The sequence below is a fragment of the Fibrobacter sp. UWB7 genome (genome assembly GCF_900142945.1).
GTDB lineage: Bacteria > Fibrobacterota > Fibrobacteria > Fibrobacterales > Fibrobacteraceae > Fibrobacter.
On the sequence record NZ_FRCO01000003.1, the window covers coordinates 93,549 to 109,271 of the forward strand.

The following is a 15,723-nucleotide window of genomic DNA, read 5'->3' on the forward strand; positions in this document are numbered from 1 at the left end:
GATTAATGACCATTGACCAGTGACTACTAACTACTCAAGATTGTATATTAAACTTATAGCCGTGGGTGTTTTGCGGCGAAGGAGAAATATATGTCTAGAGTTAAAGAAGCTTTATTGTTGGCTATTGGTATTCTCGGGCTTGGCGCGTTCCTCTATTGCGCAATGATCCATACGAAAGATCGCGACCGTGTTGTGTCAGTCCGTGGGCTCTCGGAGCGCGAGGTCAAGGCGGATTTTGTGATTTGGCCGATTGTGTACAAAGAAGTCGGTAATGACCTTTCGTTGATTCATGATGCTGTGCAGACGAAGAATGCGACGCTTGCAAAGTTCTTGCGCAACAATGGTGTGGATACTGCTGAAATTAGTTGGTCTGCTCCAGAAATTGAAGATGCCCAAGGTGAACGTTATGGCGATAACCGCCGCCCGTTCCGCTACATTGCAACCGTGGTAACGACCGTTGCATCGAAGAATGTGGACCGCGTTCGTGAAATCATGGGCAAGCAAGGCGACCTTTTAAAACAAGGTATTGCTTTTGCTGGTGATGATTACCGCTACCGTAAAATTTACAGTTTCAATGGCTTGAACGAGATCAAGCCCACGATGATTGACGAAGCGAACAAGAATGCCCGTGCCGCTGCTGAAAAGTTTGCGACGGATTCCGAAAGCAAACTCGGTAAAATCAAGACGGCAACGCAGGGCCAGTTCTCCATTAGCGACCGCGATGAAAATACGCCGTTTATTAAGAACGTACGCGTCGTGACCAATGTCCAGTATTTCTTGGAGGACTAAGGATGGATACATCAGTTCTCGACAAGGCTATTGTTTTTGCGGTCAAGGCGCATGCCGGTACGGGTCGCCGCGGGAAAGGGTTCCCGTACATTGTCCACCCGATGGAAGCTGTGGAAATTGTAGCGACCATGACGGATGACCAAGAATTGATGGCGGCTGCGGCTTTGCACGATACCGTTGAAGATACGTCTGTTACGTTGGATGATATCAGTCGTGAGTTTGGGCCGCGCGTGGCAAAACTTGTGGAAGAAGAATCGGACGTATTCATGGAAGGCGTGAGCGAATCGGATTCTTGGCATTCCCGCAAGCAGGCGGCGATTGACCGCTTGGCACGAGCCAGTCGCGATGCAAAGATTGTGGCGCTTGGCGATAAGCTCAGCAATGCAAGAATTATTTACCGTGATTTTGTCCAAAAAGGCGATGAACTCTGGAAAATTTTCCACGTGACCGATATAAAGGAACACGAGTGGCATTATCGCGGATTGGCGGCGTCGTTGAAAGAACTTGAAGGAACTTTTGCGTATGCGGAATTTACGGACTTGATTGAAAAGATATTTGGCGGTAGAAAATAATGAGCGAAGACTCTGTTGAAAAATATGGGTTGAATCCTGCTGAAACGATGATTCTTGAGGATTATCGCGAAAAGATGCCGATTTATGAACGGTTGAGAGATTTTGTTTGCGACTTGCTCAAGAAAAAAGTGGCAGAGAATAACATCTATGTGACTGCTGTTGAAGCGCGAATCAAGGCCGAAGCAAGCCTTGCCGAAAAGCTTGAACGTAAAAATGGCAAGTACAAATCTCTGACTGATTTGACGGACATTTTGGGTGCCCGCGTGATTGCGTTCTATAACGACGATGTGGATAAAATCGCAGCGCTTGTCGAGAGCTTGTTTGAAATTGACTGGAAAAATAGCGTTGACAAGCGCAAAATGCACGAGCTCGATAGCTTTGGCTATAACTCGTTACACTTTATATGTACCATTCCGAAAGCTTTGTTCGAAGATCCGGAGTGCCCTGAGCTCAATGAAATTCGTTTTGAAATCCAGATGCGTACGGCATTGCAACATGTGTGGGCAACGCTGGACCATGATACGGGTTACAAGTCGGGCTTTGAAATTCCGCATGAATATTTGCGCAATTTGAACCGCTTGGCCGGTATGTTGGAACTTGTCGATGAACAGTTCTGCAAAATTCGAACGGAAATCAATAATTACAGATATCATGTGCAGTCACTTGTGCATTCAGGGCGCTTTGATGAGGTGGCGCTGAACGGCGACTCGTTTACGAATTACCTGAAACTGCGACCGTTTGATAAGTTGAACCAGCGTATTGCGGCAATCAACCAGGCGGAAATTCACGAGTCGTCGATGATGCCTTTTTTGAAGGCGCTGAAGTTCTTACGCTTTGAAACGCTTGCAGATGTGGATAAACTCATCAAGGAGGATTCTGATGATGCGTACCACTTGGCGGCGTTCCAGCTTGCAAATACGGACTTGGACATTATCAATTCGTCGCTGGGTGTGATTAGCCTGCTTGTGGTGTACATCTTGAAAAAAGGTGGCGGTGTGGCGGGAATCCGGACGATTCTGGATGACCTTTATGGTGAATCTGCAAGCCATGAAGCTTGGGCAAATCGACTCTACAAGAATGCGCTGAAACTCTCGTTCATGAACCGGTAAAAATGTATCTTTGGGCTTATGAAACAGCCGATTCGAAATATTGCCATTCTCGCCCACGTTGATGCGGGCAAGACGACACTTTCTGAGAGAATCCTTTTCGCGGCGGGCGAGATTCACCGCCCGGGGCGCGTGGAAGATGGCTTAGCCACGATGGACTACATGCCCGAAGAAAAGGAACGCGGCATCACGATTGAAAGTGGCGTGGCGCATTTCGAATGGAAAAATACATGGTTCAATTTTATTGATACGCCGGGGCATGTCGACTTTGGTGCCGAAGTTGATATGGCGCTTACGGCTGTGGAAGGCGCAGTGCTTGTGGTAAGTGCCGCAAGTGGCGTTGAAACGCAGACGCTTGCATCGTTTCGCAAGTTGCGCGAATCCCGTGTGCGTACAATTTTGTTTGTAAATAAGCTTGACAATCCCGATTACTCGCTGGATGAAACACTCATCAACATTGAAGAAACGCTTGGCGTGCGCCCGGTGCTCATGTCTGTGCCGCAGTTTAAAAATGGCAAGATGTGCGCGATGCTCGATGTGCTGAGCCAAAGTCGCTTGGTGCATTCGGAATCAGGTGCGGAAGTTCTCGATGACGGCTGGGAATCGGATGCGGGTGCGGCGGAAGAGCGTGCGCTTTTAAAAAAGTATTACGACGAGGCTGTGGAATTTGCAAGCAACTTTGACGATGAAATTTTGTCGCTAGCGCTTGAAAATAAACCGGTACCGCCGAAGATGCTTTTGCGCGGGCTCAAGGCTCTTGCTGCAAGCGATGAATATGTGATTTGCTATGCGGGTTCTGCGCTGGAAGGATTTGGCATTCGCAGCCTTGTGACGGCGCTTTCGTTCTTTTTGCCGGAAGTCCCGACGTTTGGTGAAAATGAGCTTGGGCAAGTTGTGCGCTTGAGACATTTCCGTGGCGTGGGCGAAATTTCGCTGTTCCGCAGTCACGTGGATTTGTTGCGTCGCGATTGGCCGGCGGGTTTTGAATTTTCGAGGCTCAAGGCGAATATGCTTTTGCCGGTGGATGAAATCCGTTCGGGCGATATTTATGCGATGGTCTCGCCGTTTGAAACGGAACTCGGGCAGGTGATTCGGTTAGATGGTTGTGGAATGTGCAGCGAGAGCGCGGAGCGAGATGCGGCGGGGAATGTTGTTGAAAATGCCGCGCTGAATGGGAATGCCGCGCCGTCAATCAGCGAAAATTATTTGCCATTGTTGCAAACACGTGTGGAATGCGTACGCACGGAAGATTATGCCCACGTGGAGCGCAGCCTCTCAGTGCTTGCGCGAATGGACCCGAGTTTCCGCGTGCAAAAGGACGATGGCGGATTTTGGTATTTGCATACCGTGGGCGAGGTGCAGCTCGATGTTTTGCTTGCCCGCCTCAAGCGTGAATTTGGCTGCGAAGTGCGTGCCGGGAGTCCTGAAGTGCGCTGGCAAGAACGTTTGTGCCGTGAAGTTGGCCCTGCCGAAAACACATTCCAGATTGGTCCGCATAAAATGTCCATTAGCATTTCGGCTTCTCCGCTAGAAGGTGATGCGCATGACATTCGCTTGTCTGCGGAATTTATGGAAAAGGCTCCGCTTGAAATTTTGGCAGGCGTGCGCTCGGCACTTTTGGAATCGACTGAAGTTGGCGTGCTCGGGAAGGGTCCGCTTGTCGGTGTGCGTTTTGAAGTCCATCGCTTTGAATGGACAGAAGGGGCGCTCCCGCCGATGATCAAGAAGTGCTGTGCTGATGCGGTGGCAAAACTTGTGAAACCTGCGGATGTGCAGTTGTACGAACCTGTGATGGAACTTTCGCTCGAATGCCCTGTGAATTTTGCGGGCCTTGTGACGGGCGATATCCAGGCGCGTGACGGCAAAGTGAAAGAAATCGAAGGCGATGGCAAAACGCACTTTTTGAAAGCTGACGTGCCACTGCGAAAAATTTTCGGTTATGCTACGGGCGTTCGCAGCATCAGTAAAGGCACCGCGCTTTATAGCATGAAATTGCTAGGGTATAGACCGGCGACAGTTTAATTAGTGTTACTCCATTCCTTGTAATAAAGTTCAAAATATTTGCTTCATGTAGAATCCAAGAAGGGTTACTGAAGAAAAAAGTTGTAGTTTAGGCTCGCAGAGTGTGAGTCTAATAGCAATATTTGTTTTTATTTGAAATGGAATTTGAAAGTATTTCTGAATTTAAATCTTTGAAACTAGAATTTGTTTAAATCAAGAACCCGAACAAATTTGACGGATGAACGGTTTAATAACGGCGATGAAAAACGTATATATTTTTTCAAAAAGATATATTTTTTATATAGCCATTATTGCTATGGATTTGTTAAATATGAAACTTTTTTGTTGCGTGCTATTGTGTTTTTGGGCAGCCTATTCTCTTGAAGGTTGCGGTTCTCAGTACGATTATTATACGGTAAAAAATAATATTGATCGTGTTGTGGTGAAATCTGCATCATGGAAATCTGCAGACTCCGCATTACTTGAGTTTATAAAAAAAGAAAATTTATACGATGCTTATTATTTTAGAAATTATACGCCTCTTAGTAGTGAATTAAAAACGAAGTCAGAAGATTCTCTCTCTAATGTAGTCCTTGTTTCGGGAACGCTGAATAAATCTAATGAACCCTTTTCGATAAGTTTAAGTATTGTATTTGATGGTAATCCTAATGATTATTATAATGGTAGAACCCTAAATTCTATCCTAGTTGAAATCTATGGTTGTCGTGATTTTAATTGCAAAAATGCCCAAAAAGTGATTGTTCGTAATGACGATTATAGTGATGTAAAGCTTTTGAACAAGGGTGAATTTGAAATTTTGGACCCATCAACAAGTTTTTATTCTAGAGAAGATGGCTATGATTGTGATGTTACAAAACAGTATCATTTTCGTTTGAAAATTGAGAAAAAAGAATTTTTGTTTGATATGGATGTTCAAAAGGGTGATGAAGAATGCCAACAGAGGGATATAAAATGTATTTTTTGTTGAATCGAAAAAAAAGCGTGTTTGCGTTCCTTGCCATAATCCTTTTTGGACTTGTTGGGTGCTATTATGAAGATATGTATTATGAAAATGCGGACACGGATTATGAAGAGATAAAAAATCATAATTTGTATGGAGATTTCCCACTGCAGAACCGTATTTTATCGGGAAAAATTAGTATTTCTGAATATTATTTTAAAGCAAAAAATGTTTATGTTACTGAACTTGATAGTTCTTTGAATGAAGGAACGAAAATAGAGGGGGATATCGAAGGGGATAAATTCTTTTTCCCGAAAAGATCTTATAAGTCTCCGTATGTCAAGATTTCTGTAGATGGAATATGGACTTCTGTTGGTAAATTGGAAACGTCTTTTTCTTTTGAAACATTGACGGATATCTCGAATGTGGATAGTGTTCTTGTACGATTGGTTAATCATCTTGAAGTGCTCAGGGTGAAAAATCTTGTAAAAGAAGGTTTCCCTTTTGCAGCGGCAAAATCGATTGCTTCGAATGAAATACAAAAGGAACTGTCTCTGCTTGAATCGGGATCATTTGTGAATATACCATTGGAAAAAATTCAAAATAAAAATGATGATATAATGGTGCCTGTTATTTTTATGGAAGGTGATTCATTGCAATTGCAGGATAAGTGGATTTCTAGTTTTAGAAAAGATTTTGCTGATGGCAGTTGGGATGATGCAGAAACGAAAGTGGCTATTGCCGATAATTTGTTAGATAATTGGCTTGGATTTTATAAAAAATTTTTGTGGGATCGAAAGTGGGGTGATCCAAATAGTACAATGATGGCTTGGCAGATTTATAGTGGTTTGATAGATTATTTATATGGTCTAGAAAAATGCGATCCAAATTGGTCAGCTTATGCGATTTTAAATGAGAAATCGGTGTTCTTTGGAGATTCTGTTATTTGTGATAATAATTTGTGGCCATTTAAACGTTTGTTGACGGAACGCGAAAAGAAACTTGGTAGTTGCAGTTATTCAGGAGCTGAAGCCTACGTATATGAAGATGTTGATAGCGTCCATTATACTTGCGATCACCGTATAATGCTCAAGTCAAAAAATATAGGATACGAAGAATATTATAAGAGTCTTGAACAATATGAAGACCATTGGTCTGTATCTAGTGAGCAAGTTGTGCTGAATCATTATTTGGGCAAGTGTTGTTCGGGGTGTGGTCACACAAAGGGTGTGTTTAGGGGAACCGTTTATCAATGTGATGCGTATAGATCGACTTGGAACGCATTCAATCAAGATACATTAAGTTATTACTTAAATGTGTGTTCTGTCGGAGAATTATGGACTATTGATACATTGCATGGTAAAGAGTACGTTTGTACGACAAAATCCTGGCAACCGATAAATGATGAGTATAAATTTTTAGCTTCTGAAAAATCCTGTGATCGTGAGAGTGACCGTTATCGTGTAGTGAAAACGGATTCTAGCTATTATATTTGTGATAGTGTAGAGCTTAGAAGAGGTGTTTGGGCTTACACTTTTAAAGAGACTGATTCGACTCGTGCTCAAGAATATGAGTTTTGGGGAAAACAGGAACCTTGTAAAGACAATGATGAGTTGCGATTTGTTTCTTATAAAACTAATCTTTATCGATGCCAGAAAAAAGGGGACTCTTATAGTTTTGTAAAGACTGATAAGAAGACGGCCATAAATGCGTTTAGAAAAGCGTATATGGCAAAACAAGGACCTTGTGAATTTCCGCGAGATCGGTTTAGAAATGATGGGTTTAATGCTTTTGATGTGAGCTATTTTTATATATGTGATTTTGATGCAGATTCTAATTATGTTGTGAGGGAAGTTTCTCGTGAATCGATGTTAATTCATATAATTGAAGAAACTAAAAAGTTGTATCGATGCACAGATTCTGTTTTAGCATCTCGACCGTCTCCTGTCGAAATAATAGATGGCTCAATTACAGACCCACGTGATGGGCGAAAATATAAAGTTGTAACCATAGGCAATCAGGTATGGATGGCGGAAAATTTAAATTATTCTGATAGTTTATCGACGTTGAATCTTGCTGGAAATTCGTGGTGCTATGATAATGAAGCTGAATCTTGTACAAAGTACGGCCGTCTTTATTCATGGAGTGCTGCGTTGAATTTGGATTCGTCCTATAATGACAAAAATGCATATCTTGATATATGTTTGCCTGTTCAGGGTATTTGCCCTGATGGGTGGCATGTTCCAACAATGAATGAATTGGAAATCTTGATGGAATTTGATGATGCCAATAATGGAGATTTGGCGAAGGGTGTCGGGTTGAAGTCCGTGGATTTTTGGGACGATGGTGTGAATGAAGATTTGTATGGTTTTAATGCTCTCCCAGCGGGGTATTGGTCTGCTGGAAGGAATTGTGAATTCCGTGATTTGAATAAGCAAATTATATTGACTACAGTGGATCAGATTGTGCCTAATCGCGGAAGTAGTAATGAATGCTATAAGGCTGTGATTGGAGAAAACTATTATAGTTTTAAAATGAATAAGCGTGCTGGAGCGTCGCTTCGGTGTGTTAAGGATTTGTAAATGTTGTTGTGCTCGATATGGGTTACTTTTTCTTGCCAATAGCAGTGACACGCCAATGGATTGGCGTGGTGAAAAGTGCAAAGGATAAAAAGGAACTACATTCTTGCAGCTTTCGCACGGCGGCGGAAGTGCTCGATGAGCGGGGCAACCGTTTCCTTGAAGTCGTCGTGCGTCTCGATGCGGACAAAGTCAATCGACATGCGCTGGAAGAGTTCCTTGGTTGCCTTGCCTTGACGTTTGGCTTCGCGGGCGAATGCTTCGCGGAAGGCGGCATCGCCAGTGTCGATTAAAAGCGTTTCGCCGGTTTCGGGGTCTTCGAGTTCTACGAGGCCTGCGGGCGGGAGCTCCATTTCGCGCGGGTCCACGACGGACACGGCGAGAACGTCATGGCGCTTGCGCAAAATCTTGAATGCGTTTTCGAAACCTTCATCCAAAAAGTCACTCATTACGACAACGACAGCTTTGCGGTTCAAAATCTTGCCGGCATATTCCAAGGCGACTTGCGTATTGGTGCCGTGGTGCTGCGGCTTGAAGTAGAGAATTTCGCGGATGAGGCGAAGCACGTGCTTGCGGCCTTTCTCGGGCGGGATGAAAAGTTCGACTTGGTCGGTGTAAATGAGGAGGCCGACCTTGTCGTTGTTCTTGATGGCGGCAAACGCGAGGAGAGCCGTGAGCGTTGCCATGACTTCGCCTTTCATTTGCTTGCCCGAGCCGAATTCGGAGCTGCTTGAAGCATCGACCATGAGGAGCATGGTCATTTCGCGTTCTTCGATGAACTTTTTGACGTAAGGTGTGCCGGTTCGGGCGGTCACGTTCCAGTCAATTGTGCGAACGTCATCGCCGGGCATGTATTCGCGAACTTCGCTGAATTCCATACCGTTCCCTTTGAAGGAACTGTGGTAAGCTCCGGTCATCACGGTGTCGAGCGTGCCGCGCACAGAAAGTTCAATGCGGCTAACGGTCTTTAAAACTTCTTTATCAAGCAATTCTTTATCGGCCATCGTAATATCTTCTTATTTACGCTAAAGAATATACAAATATCGCGCGAGAAAGACCATAATCGCCACCGCTTTGCCACTAAATCTCGACTTTGGCGAGGATGCTTATATTGCGTCCTTTCTCGGGCATGACGGATTTGAGGCGCGAATGATGGTTGCGGACATCGGCATTGAATAAGTTATCGCCACGGAGGACAATGCTGTAATTGGTATGCGTAAGCGCCCAATGGAATTCCAGTAGCGCACCGAACGTGACGTAGCCGGGTGTGCGTTGTTCGTAGCGGTCTAGGCGGTTTTGCGCGAGTGCAAATTCCGTGTTGATGCCTGCACGGACGAGTGACCAAATGTAGACCATTTCGGCGTGAAAATGGAACGGCGGGATTTGAGGCATGTCACTCCAGTTTTCGTTCTGATAAAAACCACAAACGTAGCTTGCGCCTGCTTGGGCGTAGAATCCCTGCTCTGCAGAAGTCTCGATGGATGCGTTTGCGCCCATGAGGAGGGCGTCGTCGCCGCTGACTTGGTAAATCGGCAAAAGCTGGGGCCAGTTGGTGTCACCGGTGGCGCGAGGTGCCAAGTGATTTAGGAACCACGTGATGTGCGTTGATGCTCGCCAGTTGAAGTGCTCGCCGTAATCTCGAAATTCAAGTTCTGCTCCGTAACCGCTTTCGGCTTCGAGTTTGTGATAGCCACGTTCGTAAGTGTAGGCGGCGAGATGTGGACCTTGGTTGTAGAGTTCTTCGATGGTCGGGGCGCGCGTGGTGCGGAAAACATCAAGTGTCAGGAATTTCCCGGGGGCGACGATTTGTGAAAATTCGGCAGCGAAAGCCCATAGTACAAAATTGCGGTCTTCGATGGCGTCTTTGTCTGCAACGACACTTTCGCGTGGCCTAAAAAATGCTCCGCCCAGTCGTGCGGATAAGGTGATTTCTAAACCATCCCATCCGTTTATGCTAGCGATGGAAAATAGCGATGCGGCGTAAGAATTGGTCGGTGGTGTAAAGACGTAACCGCCCATTTCGACAGAGCGGCTGTCGAGTTCTGTGCCGAGGCGAATACCGAAAAATGGACCGCTATTGGCGATGAATTTTTCAATGCGCAAGTTTGCTTGATTGACGGCAAATTCTGCACCGACGTATTTCTTTGTCTCAAATTCCTTGTGGTGGTATTGATTGTAACGGAAGATGACGTTCAGTGTGTCGGGGCGGGTTGCGGGAATGTACAGTCCTTGCAAAGTAAAATCGCGTTTGGATAGTTCAATGTCTACGCCGTTGGGGTGACCACCGATGAATCCGCCGGGAATGCCGTAATCGGAATTGAACGAGCGGAAGGATGCTCCGAATTTGAAGCGCTCGAGACTGTAGGCAGCGCCGATGGCAATACTCCTGTTTTCGATATCCGTGTTTTTGAGCGTGCCTTTGGATGTTTCCATGTCGCCCATGTTGCGGGCTGAAGCTTCGCCTTTGAGCGAAACGCCGTGAACGCTTGCGTTTGCGCTGATGACGGTAGCGAATCCCGGTTGGCCTGTTTCTGCGTAGTTCGCGATGTGGCCGTGGAAAAGCGAATCATCGTAGGGAATGTCTTGATGATTGACTTGAATGACACCGCCTGCGGTGGCAAAAGATTGTGCGAGAATTTGTGGTCCGCGCGTGATGCGCAATTTGTGTGCGGTCAGGACTTCGGATGCGACGGCGTGATCGGGCGATGTTGCACTCATGTCTCCGCAAAAGGAACCGTCTTCGGTAAGCGTGACGTGACTGCCGGAAAGTCCTTTGATGACAGGGCGTGCGGCGGCGGGGCCCATGGAGCGGATGGCGATATCAGGCTCGTTCCTGATGGTTTCTGCAATAGTTGTAGAAATTTTGCGGTCGAGCTTTTCGTCTTTTAAAACTTCGTCTTCGCGGAGTCCGTTTAAAATTGTTTCGCTAGATTGCTCGGCAATAACTGTTGAATTGCCTAAATCTTGGATAAATTCTTGGGCAAAAGAAAAATGAAGGAAGCCTCCGCAAAGGAGGCTCCCCATGACAGCCCTAATAAGGGTGTTATTCATCATCGTCATCGTCCTGGAATGGGCAATCTTCTGCCTTCAAAGCTTTGTCAACAATGACGCGGATTTCCGGCGTGCGGGCGTCGGCGTGATCGTGGTGCTTGACCTTGAGCGTTAGCGTTGTTTCGCCTTCTTTGACGCCCTTCAGGTGGAAACCCCAACTGCCACATGCTTCGATGTCGAGGATAGATTCATCGTCAATGTTCCAGCCGAGTGTGTGCTCGTCGTCCTTGGGTGCGGAAACTTCTTTCTTTTCGTCATCGAGGAACTTGACGGTCAAATGTTCGCTAAGGCAATTTGCATTGACACGGAGCGTTTCGAGGCTCTTGTCTTCTTTGCCTTGGTAAACACTGTAGGCGAGTTTCCAGTCGGGCCAATAGAGGTTCCAACCTTCGGCTTCGAAGTGCTCGTGCTGATCGGTGGAGGTGGAATTGCTGTCGCTGCATGCGGCAAAGAACGCGCAGAGCGCGGCAAGAGAGAGGTGTTTGATTTTCATTTTTATCCTTTGTATGGGTGAAATCTTATCTGAACATTTTGGCGTCTTTGATTATTGGGAAACCGATGCCGTCTTCTATTTTTTCAAATTCAAATGTGCCGATGATGGTGATGGATGTGCCTTCGGATGGGTATTCGCTTGGAAACTTGCGTGGCTTGGCTAGCTCAAATGCGAGACCTTGAGAACAACAGGCGAGGGCGTCCTTGATAACACAACCGAAAAAACGTTGGTTTGCTTCTTCATCGAAATAGCTCGAAAAGGCTCCCTTCATTTTGATGCACTTGCCGACGTATTTTTGAGGGTCGGTGACCATTTGGTAGACCATCGAGTAGACCATGGTACTGCTCATTCGCGTGAGGTCGATGTCGGCATTGCTGGAATTTTCCTTGGCGAATGATGCTGTTGTGAAAAGGAGTAGAAGAAAAAATGTAAATAACTTATGCAAAATTTGATCTCCCAAAAATATGGATCCTTCGCGGAGTTTATCCTGGACTCCGTTCCGGGACTCAGGATGACGTTAAGCTCTCCTGCAGCGGATGAAACTTGTTGTATAACAGATGAGGAATGCGACAATATCGGCGGCGACAATCGTTGAACCTACAGGAGTTCCAGCGAGGATGGCAATGATGATACTGGTGAGGGAACAGACGACGGAAATTACAGCTGCGGCAACGGTCACCGTGAAAAAGCTTTTGAAAACTCGCATGGCAGAAAGTGCAGGGAATACGACGAGTGCCGAAACGAGTAACGCGCCAACGAGATTCATGGCAAGGACTATAATCGCTGCGATGATGATGGCGATAAGGAGATTGAATGCGTTGACGTTTATGCCTGTCGCACGTGCAAAATTTTCGTCAAACGTGATGGCGAAAATCTTGTGGTAAAAGAGGATGAATGTTACGAGGACGATTGCAGAGAGGATTACGCAAAGGTAAACGTCTGTCGGCTTGAGAGTAAGAATGGACATGGAGCCGAATAGTGTTGTGCAGACATCGCCCGCGACATTTGCCGATGACGAGAATATGTTCATCAGCAAATAGCCTATGGCAAGGGCCCCAGCCGAAACCATGGCGATGGCTGCATCACCCTTGATTTGTATGCCCGAACGCGAGTTTCTGCTACCGCAAAGGAGTAAAATTGCAACAGCTACGGTCACGGGCAAAATGATGAGCATGTTGTTCGTGACTTTAAGAACTGCAGCAATCGCGAGCGCTCCGAATGCGACGTGCGAAAGCCCATCGCCAATGTAGGAGTATCGCTTGAGAACGAGTGTGACGCCCAAAAGCGAGGAACATAGCGAGATGAGCGTTCCGACAATAATCGCGTAGCGTACAAAAGGGAAGTCTAGGTAGAAGAATAGTTTGTCAAGCATGATTATTGCACTATTTCATTAAAATTCAAAACACGGGTGGCATTGTTACGTGCGGCCTCAATGTCGTGCGTGACCATCACGATAGTCATGTTTTTATTTTCGTGAAGGTCCTTGATGATGTTGTACATGTTCTGCGATGATTCGGGATCAAGTCCTGTGACGGGCTCGTCCAAAAGCAACAAACGCTCGGCTGCGCACAAAGCCCTTGCCAAAAGAACGCGCTGCTTTTGACCGCCAGAAAGTTCGCGGAAACTTTCTTTCCGCAGATTCTCTGTCCGCGTGAGTTCCAAGCACTCGTTTGCGCGTTTGCGGAGGGCTTTCCCATAAAATGGCAACAACAGGCTTTTCCCTTGAAATGCCGAAAGGACGATTTCTTCGACAGATGCCGGGAAATCTTTTTGCGCTATCGTGATTTGAGGCAAGTAGCCGATTTGGTTTCGCCTGAGATTGTCGCAAAGTTCGATCTTCCCAGATTTTGGGCGTAAAACTCCGGCGAGGCCGCGCAAAAACGTCGTTTTTCCGCAGCCGTTTCTGCCTATGATGCAGAGGTATTCGCCGGAATGAATCCCGTAATCAAAACTGTGAAGAATGTCTTTGTTGTTGTATCCCAGTGTTAATTTGTTGCACTTGAGCAGAAACATATCAGTTCAAAGCCTTTTTCAAGTTTTCCAAGTTGGCTCTCATTAGCGATAAGTAATTGATGCCGTTGTTTATTTGCTCTTCTGTGATAGACTGCATTGAATTGATGGTGAGAATTTGTGCGTTCTGGGATTTTTTACTTGCGGCAAGCACTGCCTTTGCGATTTTATCGTTGCCGTTTTCGATAATGAAAATTGACGGGAGGGATTCGCTGTCCATTTTTCCTGCGAGGAATGCGATAGTTTCAAAGCTAGCCTCGCTTTCGGCGGAACAGCCAACAAACGCGGCATAATACTTAATGCCATAATCGTCCACCAGATAGCGAAAAGGAAATCTGTCGCCGAAAAGAACTGTCTTGCGGGCGGCGCTTTCTACTGCGGTGCGGTATTCTGCGTCAAGTGACTGGATTTGGGCAATGTAGGCTTCGGCATTTTGTTTGTAGGCGGATGCGTGGGTGACATCGATTTTGGAAAGTTCTTCGGCGATTTTTTTGACGAGAATTTCGGCATTTTTCAGCGAGAGCCAAACGTGTTCATCATTTTCAACTTCTTCATCGTGATGGTGGTGCTCATGAGCTTCGGCGTGCTCGTCATGATGTTCGTGTTCTGCGTGATGTTCGTGTTCGTCTGCTTCATGGGCTTCTGCGTGTTCGTGGTGGTGTTCTTCTTCAGCCTGCATGCCTTCGACGATTTTTTCTGCCTTTACGCGGTCGCCAAGAGCTTCCATCAAATTGAATTCAATGCGACCCTGTTTCGGGGAAGCAGTGAGCGCGTCTTTAATCCATTCGTCAGATTCGCCACCGACGTATATCACCATATCGGCGCTAGCGATTTTTGCGACATCGTGGGCTGTGGGCTTGTAACTGTGCAAATCGATACCGTTCTTGATGAGCAACGTGAGATTGACGGAATCGGTGCGTGTTCCGAGGATTTCTTTTGCCCACGCGTATTCTGGATAAATGGTGGTGATGATGGAGAGCTCGTGTGATTCCTGCTTTTTGTTTTCGGAAACGCTGTTGCAGGCTACGAGAGAAAAGAGCGCTGCGACAAAAATGGCGCACGCCAAAGAACAAAATGAAAGCTTTTTCATTTTTAAACCTTTTATGAATGTTGAATAATTTTTTAGGGCAATAGAAAGAATATGCCTGATGTTATCCCAGACGAGTCCTGGGGCGTTCATGGCCAGATTCTATTGAAAAAGAATTTAGTTGTACTGCTGGAAAGTTAATTTAGCAGTAAAATCTTTTGCGAAACTAGCGTTGTCGGGCGCAGTACAGGGACTGCAAATTTCACTAGCTTAAAAAGAAAACAGCGGCAAATGATTTTAATCGGCGCTTCAACGAGCTCAAAGCAAAATTCCGAAATCAAGTCCAGACAGTGGTGGAGGTGATGACAGACGTGGCAATGCTCGCCATGGCAGTGATGTTCAACGTGACGCTCCGTGTAAAAGAGCGCCAATGCGACTATCAACCTGTCAAGTACGTGTAAATTCAATTTGAGAATCATTCGCAAATTCAAATATAGTACAAAAAAGAAATTTTGGCAATAGGAAAGAAAATGCCCTCCCGGAACGGAGTCCGGGATGACAAAGGTGGCGGGCATGACAAATAAAAAAATTCCCGACATCGCTGCCGGGAATTTTTTGTTCTAAGGAGGAGTTGTATGAAAAATTGCTTGGTTGATGTGCTTTTCAGCACGAGGCGCTAGCCCGATTGCCGTTAGGCAATGGCAATTTTGCGGGCTGCGGCCTGAGCTTTCTTGGAGAGATCGAATTTCAGGATACCGTTTTCCAAGGATACTTTAATATTGTCGGTATCGATATCGTCGGCCAAGCGGAAGCTACGTTCGTAAGTGAACTTTTCGTCCTTGCGTGCGCGGGTAGCCTTGACCGTCAAGATATTCTTTTCGACCTGGATGTCCATGTCTTCTTTCTTGACACCCGGAAGCTCGACTTCGAGAGCAAAGCCGCCTTCGGTTTCGTAGTAGTCAGCCTTCGGCGTGTAGGTGCATTCGCACTTTGCGTTTGCGGCGTTCAAGCTGTCAATGAAGTTCTGGATACCATAGAAAGCGTTCGGAAGGATCTGTGTGTTCATCATAATTTTAACCTCTTTTTGTTGCGGGCTCGGCGTTTACTGTTGGCCCTTTTGTTTTACACCCTACC

At 46.0% G+C, this 15,723-nt stretch carries 14 protein-coding genes; 6 read left to right on the forward strand and 8 right to left on the reverse strand.

Translation table 11 applies throughout. From position 1 onward, the window contains the following. Positions 1–90: 90 nt before the first annotated feature. The 6 genes from BUC30_RS10285 to BUC30_RS16340 all read left to right on the forward strand — a co-directional run bounded on the left by BUC30_RS10285 (position 91) and on the right by BUC30_RS16340 (position 8,011). Positions 91–789, forward strand: a complete 699-nt coding sequence (locus tag BUC30_RS10285; RefSeq protein ID WP_073424774.1) for an SIMPL domain-containing protein — start codon at positions 91–93, stop codon at positions 787–789. Positions 790–791: 2 nt separating this feature from the next. Further along, positions 792–1,361 carry an HD domain-containing protein gene (locus tag BUC30_RS10290; protein ID WP_073424775.1) on the forward strand — a complete coding sequence of 190 codons (570 nt, stop codon included), beginning with the start codon at positions 792–794 and terminating at the stop codon, positions 1,359–1,361. Then, on the forward strand, positions 1,361–2,470 hold the full coding sequence (locus BUC30_RS10295) for a GTP pyrophosphokinase (RefSeq protein WP_073424776.1): 1,110 nt from the start codon (positions 1,361–1,363) through the stop codon (positions 2,468–2,470). Before BUC30_RS10290 ends, BUC30_RS10295 begins: the two co-directional genes overlap by 1 nt. Before the next feature lie 18 nt (positions 2,471–2,488). After that, entirely contained in the window at positions 2,489–4,489 is a 2,001-nt protein-coding gene (locus BUC30_RS10300; protein WP_073424777.1) for a GTP-binding protein, read from the forward strand. 217 nt (positions 4,490–4,706) lie between these two features. After that, the gene (locus BUC30_RS10305) at positions 4,707–5,456 is read left to right on the forward strand and encodes a hypothetical protein (protein WP_073424778.1); all 750 of its coding nucleotides are present in this window, start codon (positions 4,707–4,709) and stop codon (positions 5,454–5,456) included. Then, complete coding sequence (locus BUC30_RS16340) at positions 5,420–8,011, forward strand: FISUMP domain-containing protein (protein WP_083555748.1); 2,592 nt, start codon at positions 5,420–5,422, stop codon at positions 8,009–8,011. Before BUC30_RS10305 ends, BUC30_RS16340 begins: the two co-directional genes overlap by 37 nt. 95 nt (positions 8,012–8,106) lie before the next feature. Here BUC30_RS16340 and BUC30_RS10315 read toward each other — a convergent pair whose 3' ends face one another. The 8 genes from BUC30_RS10315 to BUC30_RS10350 all read right to left on the reverse strand — a co-directional run bounded on the left by BUC30_RS10315 (position 8,107) and on the right by BUC30_RS10350 (position 15,658). Beyond that, positions 8,107–9,012, reverse strand: a complete 906-nt coding sequence (locus tag BUC30_RS10315; RefSeq protein WP_073424780.1) for a DUF58 domain-containing protein — start codon at positions 9,010–9,012, stop codon at positions 8,107–8,109. 76 nt (positions 9,013–9,088) lie between these two features. Then, positions 9,089–11,062: a TonB-dependent receptor gene (locus BUC30_RS10320; RefSeq protein WP_073425014.1), complete on the reverse strand. Its 1,974-nt coding sequence runs from the start codon at positions 11,060–11,062 to the stop codon at positions 9,089–9,091. Continuing rightward, complete coding sequence (locus BUC30_RS10325) at positions 11,052–11,552, reverse strand: hypothetical protein (RefSeq protein ID WP_073424781.1); 501 nt, start codon at positions 11,550–11,552, stop codon at positions 11,052–11,054. Before BUC30_RS10325 ends, BUC30_RS10320 begins: the two co-directional genes overlap by 11 nt. Before the next feature lie 25 nt (positions 11,553–11,577). Continuing rightward, positions 11,578–11,997 carry a hypothetical protein gene (locus tag BUC30_RS10330; protein WP_073425015.1) on the reverse strand — a complete coding sequence of 140 codons (420 nt, stop codon included), beginning with the start codon at positions 11,995–11,997 and terminating at the stop codon, positions 11,578–11,580. A gap of 72 nt (positions 11,998–12,069) precedes the next feature. Next, positions 12,070–12,924, reverse strand: a complete 855-nt coding sequence (locus tag BUC30_RS10335; protein ID WP_073424782.1) for a metal ABC transporter permease — start codon at positions 12,922–12,924, stop codon at positions 12,070–12,072. Between the two features lie 2 nt (positions 12,925–12,926). Next, the gene (locus tag BUC30_RS10340; protein WP_073424783.1) at positions 12,927–13,565 is read right to left on the reverse strand and encodes a metal ABC transporter ATP-binding protein; all 639 of its coding nucleotides are present in this window, start codon (positions 13,563–13,565) and stop codon (positions 12,927–12,929) included. Position 13,566: 1 nt separating this feature from the next. Beyond that, positions 13,567–14,652, reverse strand: coding sequence for a metal ABC transporter substrate-binding protein (locus BUC30_RS10345; RefSeq protein WP_073424784.1), 1,086 nt, complete (start codon positions 14,650–14,652; stop codon positions 13,567–13,569). Between the two features lie 628 nt (positions 14,653–15,280). Continuing rightward, entirely contained in the window at positions 15,281–15,658 is a 378-nt protein-coding gene (locus BUC30_RS10350; RefSeq protein ID WP_073424785.1) for an Hsp20/alpha crystallin family protein, read from the reverse strand. Positions 15,659–15,723 lie beyond the last annotated feature (65 nt).

Excerpts from the sequence above, each read along its gene's own strand:
- BUC30_RS10305 (WP_073424778.1), top strand. The coding sequence starts at position 4,707 with ATGAACGGTTTAATAACGGCGATGAAAAACGTATATATTTTTTCAAAA.
- BUC30_RS10345 (WP_073424784.1), bottom strand. The coding sequence starts at position 14,652 with ATGAAAAAGCTTTCATTTTGTTCTTTGGCGTGCGCCATTTTTGTCGCA.
- BUC30_RS10335 (WP_073424782.1), bottom strand. The coding sequence starts at position 12,924 with ATGCTTGACAAACTATTCTTCTACCTAGACTTCCCTTTTGTACGCTAC.
- BUC30_RS10325 (WP_073424781.1), bottom strand. The coding sequence starts at position 11,552 with ATGAAAATCAAACACCTCTCTCTTGCCGCGCTCTGCGCGTTCTTTGCC.
- BUC30_RS10315 (WP_073424780.1), bottom strand. The coding sequence starts at position 9,012 with ATGGCCGATAAAGAATTGCTTGATAAAGAAGTTTTAAAGACCGTTAGC.
- BUC30_RS10290 (WP_073424775.1), top strand. The coding sequence starts at position 792 with ATGGATACATCAGTTCTCGACAAGGCTATTGTTTTTGCGGTCAAGGCG.
- BUC30_RS10300 (WP_073424777.1), top strand. The coding sequence starts at position 2,489 with ATGAAACAGCCGATTCGAAATATTGCCATTCTCGCCCACGTTGATGCG.
- BUC30_RS10340 (WP_073424783.1), bottom strand. The coding sequence starts at position 13,565 with ATGTTTCTGCTCAAGTGCAACAAATTAACACTGGGATACAACAACAAA.
- BUC30_RS10320 (WP_073425014.1), bottom strand. The coding sequence starts at position 11,062 with ATGATGAATAACACCCTTATTAGGGCTGTCATGGGGAGCCTCCTTTGC.
- BUC30_RS16340 (WP_083555748.1), top strand. The coding sequence starts at position 5,420 with ATGCCAACAGAGGGATATAAAATGTATTTTTTGTTGAATCGAAAAAAA.
- BUC30_RS10285 (WP_073424774.1), top strand. The coding sequence starts at position 91 with ATGTCTAGAGTTAAAGAAGCTTTATTGTTGGCTATTGGTATTCTCGGG.
- BUC30_RS10295 (WP_073424776.1), top strand. The coding sequence starts at position 1,361 with ATGAGCGAAGACTCTGTTGAAAAATATGGGTTGAATCCTGCTGAAACG.
- BUC30_RS10350 (WP_073424785.1), bottom strand. The coding sequence starts at position 15,658 with ATGATGAACACACAGATCCTTCCGAACGCTTTCTATGGTATCCAGAAC.